Below are 19,370 nucleotides of genomic sequence, written 5' to 3'. Positions count from 1 at the left end.
CCATTGCAGATTAACCCGAATCACAGGATGATTCGGCAGCGAAGTGTTGCCCCGCGGAGTGGACTAAATGTTAAGCGAACACCTGTTGTTTTTTTTCTCTGCGCTTGGTGCATTTAATGGCCTGGCGTTGGCGCTGTATCTCTGGTTTGCCGGTAAAGCATCTGTGGCACAACGCGCTCTTGCCGTGCTGATTTTAATGGTCAGCGTGCGCACCGGTAAATCAGTAGCCTTTTATTTCCTGCCCGATACACCGGCTTCGGTGATGCAGGCCGGTTTGACCGCTTGTTTGTTGATTGGCCCTTCGTTGTATTTTTTCACCCGCACCAACCTCTGTACCTCCGGCGAATGGGGGCGCTTTGAGCTGGTGCATGGCAGCCTGCTGACCATAGTGGCCGTTAGTCTGAATCTGTTTTTTCCTTATGCTGACTATGCCTCACTCTGGCATAGCGCTATTGTCAGCACTGGCAATTGGCTCTGGCTCATTTATCTGCTGATAAGCACGGCTTTGCTGGTGCAGCAGCGCCATCGTTTGCCCGCAGGCAGCGCCAGGCTGTTGCTGCTTGGTGTCACCGCCGGGCTTTGGCTGATCTGGCTGGCGTATTTAACCTCAGGTTTTACCTCTTATATTGTTGGGGCTTTGTCGTTTTCCTTTGTGCTTTACCTTTGTGGGGCCGTCGCCTGGGGCTTGCGGCAAGGTCAGGCGCCGGTTGAACCTTATCAGGACAGGCGAATTCCCGCAGCTGAAGCGGCCGCTGAGTTGCAGCAGCTGGCTAATTTAATGTCAGGTGAACGGCTGTATCTTGACCCAAGCCTGACGCTTGCCCGGGTGTCGCGGCGTTTGGGCATTCCTCAGGCCCGCTTGTCGCAGTTGCTAAATGACAATAACGGCACGCCGTTTAAACACTATGTTGCACAATTGCGGGTGGTCGAAACCCAACGCCTGTTGCTGCAGCAACCTGCTCAAACGCTGGAGGCTATTGCTGAGGCTGCTGGTTTTCAGTCGATGTCGACCTTCTACGCTGCCTTTAAAAAGGCCAATGGTTGTACACCTGCCTTGTTCCGCGAGCGTTCGAACACTACGGAAACAGGTTTCAGTAGTGCGGGAACAGCTAACAAGACTTTGATTTAAATCATTTTCGCTTAAGGTGAATGCTCCTTTAACTGATACGGAGCTTTTCACTATGATTTGGAAAAAATGTTATCACCTGCTGCTGTGCTTGCTGTTTAGTGGCTTTATAACGTCAGTGCAAGCCAGCAACGCCCAAACCGACACAGTAGCAATCCCAGCTGGTCATGTGTTGTTTGTGTTGTCCAGCAGTAAATTCCACGGTAACTCCACTGTGCCTGCCAGCATCAGCTTTGGCGAAGTGGTGAATGCCTGGGATACCTTCCATAACGCAGGTTATACCATCGACTTTGTGTCCCCTACCGGCGGCGCAGTGCCGATAGACCCGACCGTGCTGGGTCCACGCTTAATCGAACGATTGAAAGATCAGCGCATTATGGCGGGTCTGACCCAAACTCATACACCGGACGAGATTGATGCCAGTCGTTACCAGGCTGTGTATTACGTCGGGGGTAGTAACGCCATGTATCAGGTGGTGGATGACGTCCGGCTGCAAGACATCTCCCGGCATATTTATGAGAAAAATGGTGGCGTGATTTCGGCTGTATGCCATGGCACTGCAGGTATTGTCCGTCTCAAACTCAGCAACGGCCAGTATTTACTGGCAGGTAAACGTGTCACTGGCTACCCGGAAGACTATGAAGACCAGTCAGCCGCTTATTTTAAGCACTTGCCGTTTCTAATGCGCCAGACCATTGAAGAGCATGGTGGCTTGTTTAAAGCGCCGGATCCGGAAAAACCCTATATCGAAGTGGATGGCCGTTTAGTCACTGGCCAGAACTATCCGTCTGCACCTTTAGTTGCCAGCGCCGTTGTAAACATTCTGCAAAAGCAGAAGCCAACCGTTACCCAACCTTAATCGTTTATTTCATCTAAAAGGAAAACCGTTTTATGAACACATTTGCAAAAACTTTAATTGTAACTTGCCTGAGCTTTGGCTGGAGTGTGTCTGCCGTTGCAAACACGAATGTCAGTGCACAAGTTTCTGTGCAACAACATGCCGAATATGCAGCCATCGACAGCGCCATGCAAACCATGATGCAAGCTTTTGAACAAGGCAGTGCACCAACCGCCTTTCGGGTGATCCTAAAAGACACAGTAGTAGTCGGCTACTCTGGCAAGCAACAAAAAGTTGTCAGTGTCTCCGGTGAGGAATGGGCTAAAGGTTTTCAACCTGCCCCAGATGAAGATCAGCGCCACCGTCAGTATCAAATTTTGGATATCACTGACACCGGCGCTGTGGTGAAAGTGATGCTGGATTACCCACAATGGCTAGGAATAGATTATCTGGCCATGACCAAAATCGACGGCCAGTGGCGGGTTATCAGTAAATCATGGAGCGGCACTCTAAAAGCAGCCAAATAGAGCAGTTGCCCCAGACATAACTGGTGTTAAGTTAACATCGGTTTATTACGCCTGGGGCGAAAATAATCCTGATTAGCATAAAACTGCGGCTGGTGGCTAGCCGCATACCACCCAGGTACCCCTAGCAGCGGTAATGGTGTTAATTGCTCCGAGCTTAACAACACGTCGTTTTTTATCTGCAAAAGCAGTTGGTTATCTAAATACTGATACGCTGCGGTTAAAGGCCATTGGCTAAAACCATCAGGCACATTAACAAATAACGCTTTAGCCGTTAAACCAATAAAAGGCGCCGTTGCCATTTCGTACATGGCATGGCCAAAAATCATTGGCCGTATGCCTTGCCACCAGTCACTGCGTTTTGTTACAAAGCTTTGCTGCCACTGATGCTGGCGCAGCAGTTCAGCATGCTCAAATGCATCAGGTTCAAGGCAAACCACTACGCCGCATTCATCGAACAGCGTTAGTTTATTCCGTAGCTTACTGCGCTGTTTCAGGCCGTGCTGAGCAATTTCTGCCATATGCAGCTGATTTAACAGCGCTTTAGTTTTTGGGTATAAACACCAGATCAGCGCACCAAAAAAGTCGTGCCAGTTGTCCTTGCGGGTAGGTATACACTGCGTGGCATAAATATATTCTTCATAGTAGCGGCCATCGGCGCTAAGCGTGTCATTATCAACAAAGCTCACACCAGAGTGCGGTAAGCACTGATTAAGCCAGCCAATATCAGGGTAATCTGTTAGCTGATCAAAGCGGAAACGCTGACATAAATCAGCAAATATCGGGTTGCCAAGCAGCAACGCGGTGTTCCAGTCTGCCGGTGGCGTAAAGCGGGTTTTTACTTCTGTTTTTTGCATAAGCCGTCTTGTTTGTTGCTGTCGCTGAAAACCATCAGCATCAATTACTTACGAAAAGCGCGAAAAAGCGCTTGCAATTTTAGCATGGCGTGGCACATTCAACGGGTGCGTTTAGACGTACATACTGCCAAAACCACCCGTCATCTTTCAACATACACGGGTGTTGGCTGCGACAATGCCCCCTATCACTTAGTTTAACTAAGCTCAAGGGATGAATTGTCTTGCCGCCTACGTGTAAGTTGAAATCTATAGGGTACAAAATGTGTTTACACAAAATTAATTAATAGAGGTTATCATGTGTTCGATATTCGGGGTGCTTGACATCAAAACTGATGTTAAAGCCTTGCGCCAGCAGGCGCTGCAGTTATCCAAGTTATTACGTCACCGCGGGCCAGACTGGTCTGGCGTGTGGAATAACGACAATGCCATTTTAGTGCACGAGCGCCTGGCGATTGTAGATACTGAAAATGGCGCCCAGCCCCTGATTAATGATAATCGAAATCACATTCTGGCAGTGAATGGTGAGATCTACAATCATAAGCAGCTCGAAAAAGAGCTGGCAAGCCCTTATCCATTCAAAACCAAGTCAGACTGTGAAGTAATATTACCGTTATACCTGGAACACGGCAGCGATTTTATTGATCAGCTGCAAGGCATGTTTGCCTTTATTTTGTATGATGCCGAGCAAAACCGTTACCTGATTGCCCGTGATCACATTGGTATTATTCCGCTGTACTACGGTTACGACGAGCACGGCCAGCTGTTTGTTGCGTCTGAGCTAAAAGCACTGGTGCCGGTATGTAAGCAAATTAAAGAGTTTCCGCCGGGCCATTACTTTGACAGTAAAATTGGCGAGCTGCGCAAATACTATCAGCGTGACTGGCAAAGCTATGATGCAGTAAAAGATAACCCTGCCAGTTTAACTGAGCTAAAAGCTGCGCTGGAGCACAGCGTAAAAAGCCACTTAATGTCTGACGTGCCTTATGGCGTGTTACTGTCCGGCGGGCTGGATTCGTCGCTTATTTCGGCCATTGCCCAGCAATTTGCCAAACGCCGCGTTGAAGATAACGACGAATCTGAAGCATGGTGGCCACGCTTGCACTCTTTTGCAGTGGGCCTGGCTGGTTCGCCGGATTTAATAGCCGCGCAAAAAGTGGCTGATGCTATCGGTACTGTGCATCACACAGTGCACTTTACTGTTCAAGAAGGCTTAGACGCGCTACGTGATGTGGTGTACTTCCTTGAAACCTATGATGTCACCACCATTCGTGCCTCAACGCCGATGTATTTGATGGCGCGCAAAATTAAAGCCACCGGTATTAAAATGGTGTTGTCGGGTGAAGGTTCAGATGAGCTATTTGGCGGCTATTTGTATTTCCATAAAGCCCCCAATGCCAAAGAGTTTCATGAAGAAACCTTACGTAAACTGGACCGGCTGCATATGTTTGACTGCAACCGTGCTAACAAAGCCATGTCGGCCTGGGGTATTGAAGCACGGGTGCCGTTTCTTGACAAAGACTTTATGGATGTAGCCATGCGTTTAAACCCACAACAAAAAATGTGTGGTGGCGGCAAAATGGAAAAACATATTCTGCGTCAGGCATTTGATGGCCTGCTGCCAAATGAAATTTTATGGCGCCAGAAAGAGCAGTTTTCTGACGGTGTTGGCTACAGCTGGATTGACAGCTTAAAAGCCCATGCCGAAAAAGAAGTGACTGATCAGCAAATGGCCACCGCCAGCTTCCGCTTCCCGGTGAACACGCCAGACAGCAAAGAAGCTTATTACTACCGGGTGATCTTTGAAGAGCACTTCCCGCATGCCGGCGCTATTGCCTGTGTACCGGGTGGTAAGTCTGTTGCCTGTTCCACGCCCGAAGCACTGGCCTGGGATGCAAAAATGGCGCAAATGACCGATCCGTCCGGCCGTGCCGTACGCGATGTGCACACTCAAGCTTATTAAGCGATAAGCAAATATAAAAAGGCCACGCAATTGCGTGGCCTTTTACATTCAAACTTCTATCTGTCACGCGTAAGTAAGAAACTTAGGATTCTCACCATACTTATCGCCAGCAGCCTTAGTTCCAATACAACCGATCACAATTATAAATAGTAAGTTAACTACAGGAATTAACAATATCCAAGCTAGATGCCCACTGTAACCTATATCATGTAACCGCCTAACAACTAATGAAACCATGGGTAGAAGGCTAAATAAACCATAAGCAATACTTAAAATTTGCTTGGGGTAAAGATCGCCTAAGACAATAAATAAAACTGCATCAATGATACCGATAATCAGTGAGGCAAAAAACAAGTGTATTACCCAAAACGACCAGTATTCACGCCTTAATGCACGACCTGTAAACTGATAAGCCTTGGCGAAAGTACCTAAGTAATAACGGATAGCTTTAGGGAACTTATCTTTAATATCCTCGAGTATTACATACAGAGCCGGTATTAATAGCAGGGTAATAATGGTAGCAAATAAAATACCAAACGCCAGTGATACGGCCATCGGCACGACAATTTTTGCCTGTAAGCTCCTTTCCAGCACTATCGGTGCCAGGCCGACAAAGGTGGTAAGTGAGGTGAGCAATATCGCCCGAAAACGCTGCGCACCGGCTTGCGACACAGCCTGGCGGAGCGATAACCCCTCTTCGCGGGCACGGTTAACAAAGTCGACCATGACCAGCGAATCGTTTACTACAACCCCAGCAAGCGCCACCAAACCGAAGATAGACATAATGCTCATACTCAGGCCAAGCACCATATGCCCTACTACCGCACCGACTAAACCAAACGGGATCACACTCATAATAACCAGCGGCTGGCTGTAAGATTTCAGCGGTATGGCCATAAGTGCATAAATACAGAACAGCGCGAACACCCCGGCTTTTAATAAATCAGCCTGAGCATCCATTTCATCCTGGCTGGCACCGTCAAGCTCGCCGGTTACGCCTTCATATTTAGCTGTAACCTCGGCGATAACCTTGCTGCGCATTTCGCCTACTACTTTTCCAGGTTCAATGGTCGATTTATCAGCCGCCGCAGTGATAGTTACCGCACGCTCACCATTTACCCGGTTGATAGCGCTAAAACTGGGCTGCATGGTGTAGCTGGCTACCTGATTAAACGGCACTTCACCGCCATCAGCTGTGCGAATACGGATGTTTTCCAGGCTGCCAACAGAGCTGCGATCAGTACGCGGATAGCGCACCATCACTTTTACTTCTTCGCCGTCACGCTGCACCCGCTGTGCTTCAGCACCATAAAAGCCATAGCGTACCTGGCGTGCAACATCAGCCAGAGTTAACCCCAATAAATGCGCTTCGGGTTTTAACTGCAGAACAATTTCATCATTACCGCCGAGTAAATTATCCTCAATGTCATAAACACCGGCGTATTGCGCTAAACGGCTTTTTAGCTCTTCGGTAGCCAGCTTCAGGTTATCCAGGTTGGTACCGCGCAGTTGTAATGCGATATCGGCACCGCCACCACCGGCGGTAGAGGCATTAATTTTAAACGCTTTTACACCTGGAATATCCGGCATTTCGGCGCGCCAGCGGTTTGCAATTTCAAACCCGTCAATTTCGCGGCCTTCACTTTTTTCCAGCTCAACCACCAACTGGCCAGAGGTATCATTGTTTAAAAACACTAAACGGTGCTTGATAATGCTGTCGTTAAATTCTGCATTAAGTTTATCGTTTGCCCGCACCAGCGCGGCTTCTGCCTCGCGTAACGCATTGACCGTAGCCTGATTTGATGAGCCTTCCTGCATAGTTAAATTAGCGTTGATAAAGTCACTGGGGATATCCGGGAAAAACACCCAGCGCACAAAGCCACCACCAAGCACACCAAACATCAGGATCAACATCGCCATAAAAGCGGCCATAGTGACATAACGATAATGAATACAGCGCTCAACGAAGGGCTGATACCATTTACCTATAAAGTGGTTCAGGCCCGACATCACCTTCATTCGCACGGCTTTTAGTGCGTTACTGCACGCACGGCCGCTGCTGTAAAAAATGCCTTTTTTATCCGGATCCCATGGTTTGGTATCCATATTGATAATATGCGATGGCAAAATTAACTTAGATTCTACCAGTGAAAAAATCAGACACAGCACCACTACCCAGGCAATAGAGCCCCAAATAGGCGCCTGAGCCCCACCTACCATCAGCATTGGCACAAAAGCAGCTATCGTAGTTAACACCCCAAAGGTTGCCGGCATGGCCACTTTTTTCGCCCCGGCAATAACTGAATCAACTGATTTACCGCGCTTTTCGATTTCACTATAAGCACTTTCACCGATGATAATCGCATCGTCGACCACTATACCCAGTACCAGGATGAAGCCGAATAAGCTAATCATATTTATTGACACATTAAACATCGGTAGCGGCAACATCGCCATGGCACCAAGGAAGCACACCGGAATACCCACCATTACCCAAAATGCGATGCGAAATTCCAAAAATAAGGTAAGTGCCAGTAGCACCAAAAACGCGCCCATCACCAGGTTGTTGCTCATCAAATCGAGCCGGCCTTGCAGGTAGTAACTGGAATCGCCCCAATGCGCTATAGACACCGAAGACGGCAATTGCGTTTGCTTACGTTCAACGTAAGCCTTTACCTGTTCGGCAATTTTCAGCGTGTTGTCATCCCCCACGGCACCAACCCGGATAGACACTGAATTTTTACCATCAAAGGTAGATAAGTCTTCCCGTTCGATAAAACCATCATTAATAGTGGCAATGTCTTTTAACGATAAGCGCGTACCATCAGCAAAGGTCAGCAGCACAATATCTTCGAAATCTTGTAAAAAGTAAGCCTGGCCTTTGGTGCGCAGCAATATATTGCCGCTGTCAGATTTAATAGCTCCGCCGGGTAAATCGACAGAGCTGCCACGAATAGCGCTGACAACCTGATCAAAAGTTAAACCGTATTCTTTTAGCTTTAATTCAGACAGTTCAATCGACACTTCATAGTCACGCGCGCCCACCACTTCCACTTTGCTGACACCCGGTAGCTTGCGCAGTTCATCGCGGATATCTTTAGACAGCTCTTTTAACGTACGCTCGGTGGCATCACCATACAACGACAGCCACATAACATCGCTTTCAAAACGTACCCGGTACACTACCGGCTTTTCGGTTTGCTCCGGCAACGATGAAATGGCAGAAACCTGAGTTTTAATTTCATCCATAACCTCTTGCACGTTGTAGTTATTGGCAATTTCAGCACGCACTGTCGCCAGGCCTTCAACTGCCGTTGACCGAATGCGCTTAATGCCGTTAACACCGCGCAGGCTCTCTTCAATTTTATCGATAACACCACTTTCTACTTCCTGTGGTGCTGCGCCAAGATAAGGCACACGAATATTAACCTGCTCTAATACGATCTCAGGAAATATCTGTTTTTTAATGGTAAAGAGAGAAGCGACACCGGCAACCAGTATAATCGCCATCAGCAGGTTAGCGGCCACACTGTTGCGGGCAAACCAGGATATCAAGCCCTTGTTGGTATCCATACTTTACTCCTTGCCCTGGCTGGCTACAGCGGCAACTTCTGGCTTGGCAGTGCTTTCTGCCACCTGCTCTTCTACATCAGATGCAACCCGCACTACAGTACCCGCCAGCGGGTTAGCAATAGCCGACGTAGCCAGGCGGTCACCGTCGGTAAAACCAGAGCGGATATAAGCTGAATTTTCATCAGAACGCTCAACAATCACTGTTCTAAATTGTAGCTGGCTGTCTTTATCTACCACCAGTACCTGTTGTTGCGCCAATAACAAATGCCGTGGAATAACCACCACTTGCTCAGTGGCGTCACCTAAAATTTGCGCCTGCACAAAGCGACCAAACCGCAACGGAGCCTGCTTGCGGCTAACCCGCTGATAAGGGTCGATAACTTCAGCAACGGCGTAAATTACCCGGCTGCGCTCATCCAGCACACCTTCAGTGCGTACCAACCGGGCTGGCCATTGCATAATTTGGCCGGCCACGGCAGCGGTCAGCACAACTTCAGGCTCATTGCTGTTTTGCGTAAAATCAGGAATTTCTAAAAAGGCTAAATCGTTGTCGGTCAGTGGTAACCTGATTTCAGCGATGTCAGTGCCGTAAATCATACCAACACTGGTACCACGGCTGATAAACTGCCCCAGGTTGGCATCACGGCTTTTAACCATACCAGAGTATGGCGCACGGATTTCGGTACGGGCCAGATCGCGGTTAGCGCGTTCAAGTTCTGCTTCTGCCGAACGCACTGTTGCCAGCGCTCCTGCCAGTTGCGGCCGGCGCAAACCCAGCTCAGGGGCTTTACCGGCGGTAAAAGAGCGCCATTCTTCTTCGGCTACCCGGCCGCGGGCTTTTTCTTCTTCCAGTGCCGACTGAGCATTGGCTAAACTGGCCTCTGCCGCTTTAACGTTGGTCAGATAGTCGGCTTGTTCAACCCGCACCAGTAAATCGCCCTGATTAAAAAAGCCACCTTCAACAAAGTTTTCAGCCACTTCAACAATACGGCCATTTACTTCAGAACTTAAATTGGTTTCCAGTTTCGGCCGCACTGTACCTTGCGACTGAATACGGTAAATCAGGTCTTGCGAGGCTATTTGCTGCGCATTAACTAAAATGCCCGGGCGTTGCTCTTCTTTTTTCTCAGGCGGTTTTCGCATACTTGCCAGACCTATTGCCGCAACGACAGCCAGTACGATAACGGCCACCGGAACAATGATTTTTATAATTTTTGCTGCCATGTTGTTTCCCACGATGCTGTTTTACTAACGCCATACTAAAACGCCAGCACAATAAAGTAACCTTACGAATGTTACGCTTTGTATCAGTAGCCGCAATATCAGGCTGCAGCAGATAAATTATTCTGTAACCTGGCTACATTAGTTCTCATACCAAAGCCTTATGCATTGTGGCATGGCGACCAATTTTAGCCATATCGATGCTGCCAGCTCAGGCAAATCACACCTGCTGCAGTGTAATATCTTGTTACAACTGCGGTGCTTTACTGCTGTACGGGCAGAAGTAAAAAAATAGTTATAACCACCTGCAAAATAGTTATTTGCCGTACAACGAAAAATTTTCTATGTTGGCGCTATAGCTGTTCTGATCATTAATTAACCATAAGGCTGGCAACACTGAATAATAATGGCCGGCTAAAACAGTTTTATTAAGCATAATCCGTCACAATTTGAGGGCAATCTATGAGCATCAGTAAGCAATATTTGAAAACCAAACCACTATGCAAAGTTACTTTTACGTTACCAGCCCACCGCGGCATTTCGGCTGAACAAGTGGCACTGCTGGGAGAATTTAATGACTGGGATCCGGTAGCGCTGCCGATGAAAAAAAGTAAAAGCGGTGATTTTACTGCAACAGTCAATCTGGAGAAAAATAAGGAATATCAGTTCCGCTACCTGATTAATGGCGGTACCTGGCTAAATGATGAAGCCGCAGACTGCTATCAGCCTTCGCCGGTGTCTTATGACAATAACTCGGTGGTAAGGCTGTAATTTATTGCTTAGATGACGTCAGGCCGCCGTGCGGCCTGTGTCATTTTTGCCCTCAGCGCTTTTTAATGCTCAGCACTTTTGTAATACTAAACAGCCTACTGAATAACCTGCACCAAACGAGCATAAAATAGCATGGTCTCCTTGCTGCAAGCCCTGCTTGTATTTATGAAACGCAATAACTGAACCAGCTGACGCTGTGTTGGCGTAAGTATCCAGCACCAGCGGCGCTTCCTCCGGCAACGGATCGCGGCCAAGAATTTTCTTTGCAGCAAAGATATTCATATTAATATTGGCCTGATGCAGCCACAAACGCTTTAACTGTTCTGGCGCTATCTGTTGTTCGGCCATTTCAGCCAGTATTACATCAGCCACTATCGGTAGCAGCTCCTTAAATACTTTGCGGCCTTGCTGTTTAAAAAACGGCGCCAGCGGATCCGGCTCCAGACAATGCTCGGTATAACCGACATCGCAACGGATATTATTAGAAAACTCGGTTTTAAGCCTCATACCATTAATGCGCCAGGCATTGTTGCTAGTGCAACTGTCTTCAGCTTCAATAATAGTGGCGGTGCAAACGTCACCAAAAATAAAATGGCTGTCGCGGCTACGATAATTTACCTGTGGCGAAGCAAACTCCGGGTTAACCACCAGCACCACTTTGGCCGTGCCGCCGCGAATAGCATTTACCGCATTACTGATAGCAAAAGTCGCGGAAGAGCACGCCACATTCATATCAAAAGCATAACCCGCGGCACCCAGTTGTTGTTGCAACTCAATCGACAACGCCGGGTAAGAGCGTTGCATATTCGATGCGGCGCAAATAATCAGGTCAATATCGGCGGCGGTTTTGTTCGCTTGCGCCATCGCTTCACGGGCGGCAACAACGGCCATTTCTACCATTTCCGGCAATTGTTCTTCGCCACGCCTTGGCAGCACCGGCTGCATAATGGCAGGGTCTAAAATACCGTCTTTGTACAACACATGGCGCGCTTTAATACCAGAGGCTTTTTCAATAAACTCACAACTGGAATGCTCCAGCGCGGTAACGTCGCCGTTGGCAATAGCAACAGACTGCTGCGCATTAAACTGGTCAACATACTGGTTATAACTGGCGACGAGTTCTTCGTTAGTAATAACCTGCTCTGGCGTAAACAAGCCAGAGCCACTGATCACAACACTTTTCATAATACTAACCTTGTCTGATAACGGTTTTACTACCGTTTTAAAAGTGCAGTCAGTATAACTGAAGTTAGGCTCTCAGTTGTACCCTGGCGTTATATTACCGGCTTATTCAGTCGCGATTTATGCAGCGCGGTGTACATTGACAATGACTGTAAGCCATAATAGCGCCAGTATTCACATATCTTTCATTATTTTACTTATTTTAATACGGGATTTCTCAAGGCGGATGCAAAACCCAGGCTTACTGATCACCGCAGTGCTGGCAGCCACGCTAGGCATTAATTCAACCGCTTACGCGGAGTCATCATATCAATTTAAAATCAACGGCATTAGCGGCTCTTTACATGACAATGTGGCCATTTACCTGCAAAAATACAGTGACGCAGACAATATGCCCGGCGTGCGTTTTCAGGCTACCGTAGAGCAGGAAGTGCATACCGCTTTGCAAGCGCTGGGTTATTACGACAGTCAGGTTACCGTTACTCATAACGCCGACAAACCCAGGTTGTTGCAAGTGAATGTTAAAACCGGTGAACCGGTGCGTATTGCGAAAAGTGATATTCAATTGTCTGGCGACGCCAAAACAGATGCAGACTTTAAAGCCCTGCTGACTGCGCAGGGCCCCAAGCAAGGCCAGATATTGCACCATGGTGCTTATGATGGTTTTAAAAACGCGTTAAAAAGCCTGGCGATGCGTAAAGGCTACTTTGATGCCGATTTTGAACTGGCGCGGCTTGAGGTTGCACCAGAGTTAAAGCAAGCCTTTGTGCATCTGCATTTTAATGCTGGTAAGCGCTACAAATTTGGTGAAGTTAGCTTTAGTGGTAATCAGATAGACGAACCGAGGTTGCAATCTTTAGTGCCCTTTGCCGAAAACGACTACTATCTGGCCACTGAGCTGGGTGAGTTTAACCAGGCATTGGCAGCTACCGGTTGGTTTTCTTCCATACTGGTGGAAGGCGATACCTCGCAGATGCAGGATTTCACCCTACCAATTAACGTGGCGCTGGAACCTGAACGGCGCAATATTATAGAGACCGGTATTGGTTATTCCACGGACGTAAAAACCCGGCTGAAATTAAACTGGAATAAGCCCTGGCTTAACCGCGCTGGCCACAGCCTGAGCAGCAAGCTGGCGTTATCTGAAATAGAACAAAGTGTAGAAGCCGCATATAAATTGCCGCTGGCCAGTGTTGCCGAGGATTTTTATCAGGTACAACTTGGTTTTCGTAACCGTGATAATCAGGATACCAAAAGCCGTGAATCAAACCTGGTGCTGGAGCGCCACTGGTTGCTGGACAGTGATTGGTACCGCGTCGCCTCGGTACGCTGGTTATATGAAGACTTTGTTCAGGCTGATCAAAATGACGCTATCAGCCTGATTATGCCGGGTTTAAGCTACAGCCGCACCAAACAGTCGGAAGGTTCGATGCCCTCCTCGGCCAACCGCTTATTATTGGGTGTTGAAGTATCAGACGAAGCCTGGGGCTCGGATGCCAGTTTTGTTCGTTTGCGTGGCCGTGCCGGCTGGATAGGCAGCGCCGGCAATAACCACCGTTTTGTTACCCGCGTTGATGCTGGTGCCATTCTGATGGAAAGCTTGTCGCAACTGCCACCATCACTGCGTTTTTTTGCTGGCGGTGATAATAGTATCCGTGGTTATGGTTATGAAACCGTATCACCGCGCAACAACGACGATGAGCTGACCGGTGGCCGCTACATGGTAACCAGCACACTGGAATACCAGTACCGCGTTAAAGGCAACTGGTGGCTGGCAGCATTCAGTGATTATGGCAGCGCCTGGGATGATAGCCCCGATTGGGTGCAGGGCGTGGGTATGGGAGTGCGCTGGGCATCGCCGGTGGGGCCTATTCGTATTGATTTTGCCTGGGGCCTGGACGACCCGGGCAAGGGTTTCCAGCTGCATTTTGCTTTAGGGCCTGAATTATGAGCCGACAAACAACGAAGCGTTGGGCAAAACGTGGCTTAAAATGGCTGAACTGGACACTGTTAATCCCGTGTGCTGTATTAACCATGTTACTTTTTACTTTGCTTTACACCTCTGCCGGTTTAAGTTTTAACCTCTGGCTGGCGCAGCATTTTGTTAGTGGCTTCAGTGTAGAGCGTAGCGAAGGCAGCGTACTGGGCGCCAACACTTTGCATGGCCTGCGCTGGCAAGATGACACCACCACAATGACTCTTGAACAAAGCACGCTGAAAATTAACAATGGCTGCTTTTTGCGCTTAACGCTCTGTGTCGAACAACTGGCGTTGCAAGGCATGCAGCTTGAGATTACTGCTACCGATACGCCTGCTCCAGCAGAAGATCCTGCCCCTACAAGCGGTTTTTGGCTGCCGTTTGCTATTGAGGTTACACAGTTACAACTGAACAACGCCAGCGTGGCAGTAGGTGATACAAGATTGAACTGGCAACAATTTAGCACCGGCGCACAACTGTGGGGCAATAAAGTACAACTTAACCAGCCACACTGGCATAAGGTCACACTGTCACTGCCACAAACTGCCGATACAGCAACAAGTGAACCTTTTGTTTATCGGGCGCCTGAGCTAAATGACATTACGCTGCCACTGAGTTTGTTTGTCGACCGTTTTCGCCTGACGGATTTCACGTTGCAACAGCCAGAGCCGCAAACCATTAGTGAGCTGGCGTTCAGCCTGCAAGTATCACCTGAGCAAATAAACCTGACCCAACTGGATATAAACCACCCGCTGGCCACCCTTAATGCGTCTGCCAGTATTCAGCCCAGCGGTAATTATCCGCTCAAAGCCGATATCAGATTGCGGATGCAAGATACACAACTGGCAGGACAACAGCTGCGCGTAACACTGGATGGCACGCTGGCCGATTTGCAGCTGCAAGCCTATGCCACTGAGTTGCTTGAAGCTGACTTATCTTTATGGTTTAACCTGCTGGATAATACACTGCCGCTGCGCGCCAGCTTAAATGCCGAACAGTTACAATGGCCGCTGTCGGGGAAAGCAGATATACAGTTAAGCCAACTGGAAATGATGGCAAACGGCAGCCTGAAGCAACTGCTGTTTTCCGGCCAGTTAGCATTAAACGGTAAGCAGCTACCACAAACTACAGTGCAATTAAACGGCCACAGCACCTTAACTGGCGCGACGCTGGAAAGCCTGACTGTTAACACCCTTGGCGGTGAGCTTCGCGCTGCGGCAGAGCTTAGCTGGCAGCAGCAATTAACCTGGCTGGGCAACTTACAATTAACGCAGATCCAACCGGGCCAGTTCTGGCCGGATTATAGCGGTGAGCTAAATGGCAATATGCAGTTTAACGGTAACCTGACTGAGCAAGGTGGTTGGCAACTGGCACTGCCCGAATTTAAGCTTAATGGCACTTTACGTGATTATAAACTGTTGCTTGAAGGCAGCCTCACTGCTGCAGACAGCAGCGGACAAGGCGACTACCAGATAAATACCCCCGGCCTGACACTGCGCCATGCGCAAAACCAGATCCAATTGACAGGCTCGCTGGATAAAGACTGGCAACTGGCAATGGATATTGCCATCCCAACACTGGAGCAAACCATAAGCGGTGCCAGCGGCGATATCAGTGCAAATTTCCAACTAAGCGGTAGGCGTGAAACACCGCAGCTTACAGGTAAGCTTAATGCCCGCGACTTGCACTGGCAGGAAGCCAGCCTGGAGCAGTTAACTCTGGATACGGATCTTAGTTTAAGCAGCGAGCATAACCTGACGACGGCGCTGTCACTACAGGCTATTAACGGCACATATCAGCAGCAAAGTGTTGACCAGTTAAACCTGACACTTAACGGCACAGAGTTACGCCATCAACTAACGCTGGAACTGACCGGCCCGCAGCACAACGCCAGCATTGAAATGAGCGGCAGCTTAAAAGCCGGCGAGTACTGGCAAGGCAAACTGGTATCTGCGCAACTGGACAGCCTGCTGGGGCCCTGGCAACTGGTTGACAGTACAGCTCTGGATTACCGCTTTGCCAGTGCGCGCTTAACAGTACAGCCGCACTGCTGGCAACAGAAACCGGCAAATTTATGTGCTGTTAAACCACTAAAACTCAGTGCGGAGCATATAGAGCTGGACCTTGCGCTACAGCAGTTTGCCCTGTCGGCACTGGATGGCTTTTTACCTGAACAGATGGCACTACAAGGCAGTGCCGATGCACAAGTCAGTGCCAACTGGCAGCAAGGCAAACAGCCACAAGCACAGGTTAAACTCAGTGGCAGCAGTGGCAACTGGCAATATCAGATTGAACAACCACTGACACTGGGCTGGCAAAACTGGAAACTGGAAGCCGCACTGGCCAAAGATACCTTAACCAGTACTTTGCAATTGCAGCTTGATAACAACGCCAGCTTGCAAACTGAAGCCACCATCACCGACGTACAATCATCCTCGCGTAATGTAGAAGGCAGACTGCTGCTGCAACAATTCAGCCTGGCTTTTTTACAACCCCTGCTGGATCAAAGCAGTGAGCTTGCCGGCATGCTTAACAGCGACCTGCGCTTTAATGGCGACTTAACCAACCCGGCCATTAACGGCAACCTGGCACTTAGCGGGTTTAAACTCTCTGGCAGACAGGCGCCGCTGGATGTCACTGATGCCAACATAGAACTGAAGTTTGCCGGGCAACAAGCCACAATCGATGGCCTGGTGAGTACCAGCAAAGGCGAGATTAACCTCAATGGCGATGCACAATGGCCACAACTGGATAACTGGCAAGCAGCACTTAAAGTGAAAGGTGATGAGCTGAGCCTGCAAATTCCTCAGGCACGGCTGCAAATAGCGCCAGACTTAACGCTGAGCGCCAAACCCGGCCTGACATCAGTTAAAGGTACAGTGCAAATTCCTTTTGCGCGGATCAGCATTGACAGCCTGCCGCAAACTGCGGTTGGGTTATCGGACGATACGGTGTTGCTGGATGAAGAGCTACAACCAATACCGACAGAAGAAAAAGCCGCCTTTGCGCTGCAAACCGATATTAATGTCGTACTTGGCAAAAGAGTGCACTTATCGGCTTTTGGTCTGGAAACCCGCCTCAGCGGTAATTTACGCGTACGCCAGCAGCCTAACCAGCAACCTACGGTAAATGGTGATGTAAACCTGCAAAACGGCACCTTTCGTGCGTATGGCCAGGATTTGCTGATCCGTCAGGGCAAAATGAATTTTAATGGCCCATCAGACCAGCCCTTTTTAAATGTTGAGGCTATCCGCAACCCTGACAACATGGAGGATGCTGTCATTGCCGGTATTCGGGTTACCGGCCCGGCAGATGAGCCCACCATCACGATATTCTCTGAGCCGGCAAAACCTCAGGCTAATGCGCTGGCCTATTTGCTAATGGGCCGCGACATCGGCAGTGACTCCGGCAGTACCAGTTCAGCACTGACCACCAGCCTGATTGGTATGTCTATCTCGTCTACCGGTGCTTTAGTGGGCGAACTAGGCGAGGCCTTTGGCGTGCGCGACCTGACTCTTGATACTGCTGGTGCAGGCGATAACTCTCAGGTAACAGTGAGTGGTTATTTGTCACGCGATCTGCAAATAAAATACGGCTATGGCATTTTTAATGCCATCGGTGAATTTACCCTACGCTACCGGCTGATGCGCAGCTTGTATCTGGAAGCCGTCACCAGTCTGGATAACGCCGTTGATTTACTGTACAAATTTGAATTTGACTAATCGGCCCTGAGCAATAAATGCTGATAGCGTCCCAGCGAGGCATAGGGCTCAGTGCGGTTGTACTGTAGCTCCAGTGTCAGCAGTTGTTCAAACTGGCTCTGCTGCAAAGTGCGATCCAGCAGGTAATCATGAAAACAACGCACGCCGGTTTTACCCAGCACGCTAAAACCGGCCTGTGTACACCAATGCAATACGTCCTGCGGCGCCAACGGATGCTGCGGGTTTAAACTGACCTTTTTCTTTACCTGAAAATCTGCTGCAACATAATCAAAATTACCAAACAAGATATTGCCAAAGCGCTTGGCATCTTTGTTGTAAAACATCAACGATAATATCCCGCCCGGTGTTACCAACTGCCGGAGCTGGGCAATGGCCAACTGTGGCTGGGCCAGCCACTCCAGCATGGCATGACACAACACCAGCTTATACTGCTGCTTGTGCGTTGCCGCCAGCTCAGCCAGCCCTATCTGACTAAATGTTAACTGCGCCATTCCCTGTTCTATGGCTTGCTGCTGCGCCAGTTGCAGCATCTCGGCAGAAATATCGGTCAGATGCACGCTATGCCCCTGCCCGGCTAATGCCAGCGCTAACTGGCCCTGGCCCGCCCCAACATCAAGGATTTGACAAGGCTGGTGCAATACATCAAGTTCTGCTAAATCACGCAACAGCACCAACTGGCGCAGCTTACCTTTGGTACTGCTATAGATGTTGCGGCTAAATTTGGCGGCTATGCCATCAAAGCTACGATCGGTTTTTTGCTTCATGCCGGGTTATCAATATCAATAAATTGCACTTCAAGCCCCAATTGGCGGGCGATAAATTCGCCCAGCGCTTTTACGCCATACCGCTCTGTCGCATGATGGCCGGCGGCAATAAAATGAATGCCCAGCTCACGCGATAAATGAATCGTTTGCTCCGACACTTCACCGCTGATAAACAACTGGGCACCAGCAGCGGCTGCCTGTTCAATATAGCCCTGGCCACCACCGGTACACCAGGCAAGTTTGCTGACAGCCGCATTATTGTCAATGGCGTGCAGCAATACCTTGCGACCTAAGGTGTTTTCCAGTTGCTTTGCTATATGCTTTGCACTTAACCCGGCCGCCAGCTCGCCCTGCATCAGCACACCGTTTGGCTCGGCTGCGGCAACAGCCGTGATATTTTGCGCGCTAAGTAACAAACCTAACTGCGCGTTATTGCCAAGTGACGGGTGCACATCCAGCGGTAAATGATAGGCCAGTAAATTGATATCATGACATAGCAGCGTTTGCAGACGTTTTTTCTTGATGCCGGTTACCTGGGCAGTTTCGTTTTTCCAAAAATAACCGTGGTGCACCAGTATTGCATCGGCATTAACCGCAACCGCAGCATCAAGTAACGCCTGGCTGGCGGTAACCCCGGTGACAATACGGCTAATATTAGCTTTACCCTCAACCTGTAAACCATTGGGGCAATAATCCCGGATTTTTTCACTTTGTAATTCGTTGTTCAGAAATTTAACTAACTGGTCGCGATCTATCATCAACTGGTTTTCCGCTGCTGTTAATAGCCGCATTGTACTGCAACAGGTAAAAAAATCAGGCACATTTGTCTAACAGTGGCAAAATGTTGTATAAAT

13 protein-coding genes are annotated in these 19,370 nt (G+C 49.0%); 7 read left to right on the top strand and 6 right to left on the bottom strand.

Annotated features, from left to right (window positions below; translation table 11 throughout):
- Nucleotides 1-67: 67 nt before the first annotated feature.
- Genes MJX74_RS04880 through MJX74_RS04870 form a run of 3 tightly spaced genes read left to right on the top strand, consistent with a single transcriptional unit; the run spans nt 68 to nt 2,491 of the window.
- A complete protein-coding gene (locus tag MJX74_RS04880; RefSeq protein WP_240221357.1) occupies nt 68-1,129 on the top strand; it encodes an AraC family transcriptional regulator in 1,062 nt (353 codons plus the stop codon).
- 52 nt (nt 1,130-1,181) lie between these two features.
- Nucleotides 1,182-1,985, top strand: coding sequence for a type 1 glutamine amidotransferase domain-containing protein (locus MJX74_RS04875; RefSeq protein WP_240221355.1), 804 nt, complete (start codon nt 1,182-1,184; stop codon nt 1,983-1,985).
- Between the two features lie 32 nt (nt 1,986-2,017).
- Nucleotides 2,018-2,491, top strand: a complete 474-nt coding sequence (locus MJX74_RS04870) for a nuclear transport factor 2 family protein (protein ID WP_240221353.1) — start codon at nt 2,018-2,020, stop codon at nt 2,489-2,491.
- 26 nt (nt 2,492-2,517) lie between these two features.
- Here the strand turns inward: MJX74_RS04870 and MJX74_RS04865 are convergent, their stop codons facing one another.
- Nucleotides 2,518-3,345, bottom strand: a complete 828-nt coding sequence (locus tag MJX74_RS04865; protein WP_240221351.1) for a DUF3025 domain-containing protein — start codon at nt 3,343-3,345, stop codon at nt 2,518-2,520.
- A gap of 295 nt (nt 3,346-3,640) precedes the next feature.
- On the opposite strand from MJX74_RS04865, the gene asnB reads away from it, so the two are divergent.
- Entirely contained in the window at nt 3,641-5,305 is a 1,665-nt protein-coding gene (gene asnB, locus MJX74_RS04860) for an asparagine synthase B (protein ID WP_240221350.1), read from the top strand.
- Nucleotides 5,306-5,368: 63 nt separating this feature from the next.
- On the opposite strand, the gene MJX74_RS04855 is transcribed toward asnB, so the two are convergent.
- Nucleotides 5,369-8,878: an efflux RND transporter permease subunit gene (locus MJX74_RS04855; RefSeq protein WP_240221349.1), complete on the bottom strand. Its 3,510-nt coding sequence runs from the start codon at nt 8,876-8,878 to the stop codon at nt 5,369-5,371.
- Nucleotides 8,879-8,881: 3 nt separating this feature from the next.
- The gene (locus MJX74_RS04850) at nt 8,882-10,102 is read right to left on the bottom strand and encodes an efflux RND transporter periplasmic adaptor subunit (RefSeq protein ID WP_240221348.1); all 1,221 of its coding nucleotides are present in this window, start codon (nt 10,100-10,102) and stop codon (nt 8,882-8,884) included.
- Between the two features lie 459 nt (nt 10,103-10,561).
- Here MJX74_RS04850 and MJX74_RS04845 point away from each other — a divergent pair, with 459 nt between their 5' ends.
- Entirely contained in the window at nt 10,562-10,870 is a 309-nt protein-coding gene (locus MJX74_RS04845) for an isoamylase early set domain-containing protein (protein WP_240221347.1), read from the top strand.
- A 69-nt stretch (nt 10,871-10,939) separates the two neighbouring features.
- Here MJX74_RS04845 and MJX74_RS04840 read toward each other — a convergent pair whose 3' ends face one another.
- On the bottom strand, nt 10,940-12,055 hold the full coding sequence (locus tag MJX74_RS04840) for a beta-ketoacyl-ACP synthase III (RefSeq protein WP_240221346.1): 1,116 nt from the start codon (nt 12,053-12,055) through the stop codon (nt 10,940-10,942).
- Nucleotides 12,056-12,278: 223 nt separating this feature from the next.
- Here MJX74_RS04840 and tamA point away from each other — a divergent pair, with 223 nt between their 5' ends.
- Nucleotides 12,279-14,003, top strand: coding sequence for an autotransporter assembly complex protein TamA (tamA, locus tag MJX74_RS04835; RefSeq protein ID WP_240221345.1), 1,725 nt, complete (start codon nt 12,279-12,281; stop codon nt 14,001-14,003).
- Nucleotides 14,000-17,752: an autotransporter assembly complex protein TamB gene (gene tamB, locus MJX74_RS04830; RefSeq protein WP_240221344.1), complete on the top strand. Its 3,753-nt coding sequence runs from the start codon at nt 14,000-14,002 to the stop codon at nt 17,750-17,752. Before tamA ends, tamB begins: the two co-directional genes overlap by 4 nt.
- On the opposite strand, the gene MJX74_RS04825 is transcribed toward tamB, so the two are convergent.
- Entirely contained in the window at nt 17,749-18,516 is a 768-nt protein-coding gene (locus MJX74_RS04825) for a methyltransferase domain-containing protein (protein ID WP_240221343.1), read from the bottom strand. The two genes, tamB and MJX74_RS04825, sit on opposite strands and share 4 nt — an antisense overlap.
- Complete coding sequence (locus MJX74_RS04820) at nt 18,513-19,274, bottom strand: Nif3-like dinuclear metal center hexameric protein (protein WP_275692664.1); 762 nt, start codon at nt 19,272-19,274, stop codon at nt 18,513-18,515. The genes MJX74_RS04825 and MJX74_RS04820 overlap by 4 nt, the downstream gene beginning before the upstream one ends.
- Nucleotides 19,275-19,370 lie beyond the last annotated feature (96 nt).

Source organism: Rheinheimera hassiensis (assembly GCF_022436675.1).
In the GTDB taxonomy this organism is placed as follows: domain Bacteria; phylum Pseudomonadota; class Gammaproteobacteria; order Enterobacterales; family Alteromonadaceae; genus Alishewanella; species Alishewanella hassiensis.
This window is presented reverse-complemented; position numbering and strand designations above follow the sequence as displayed.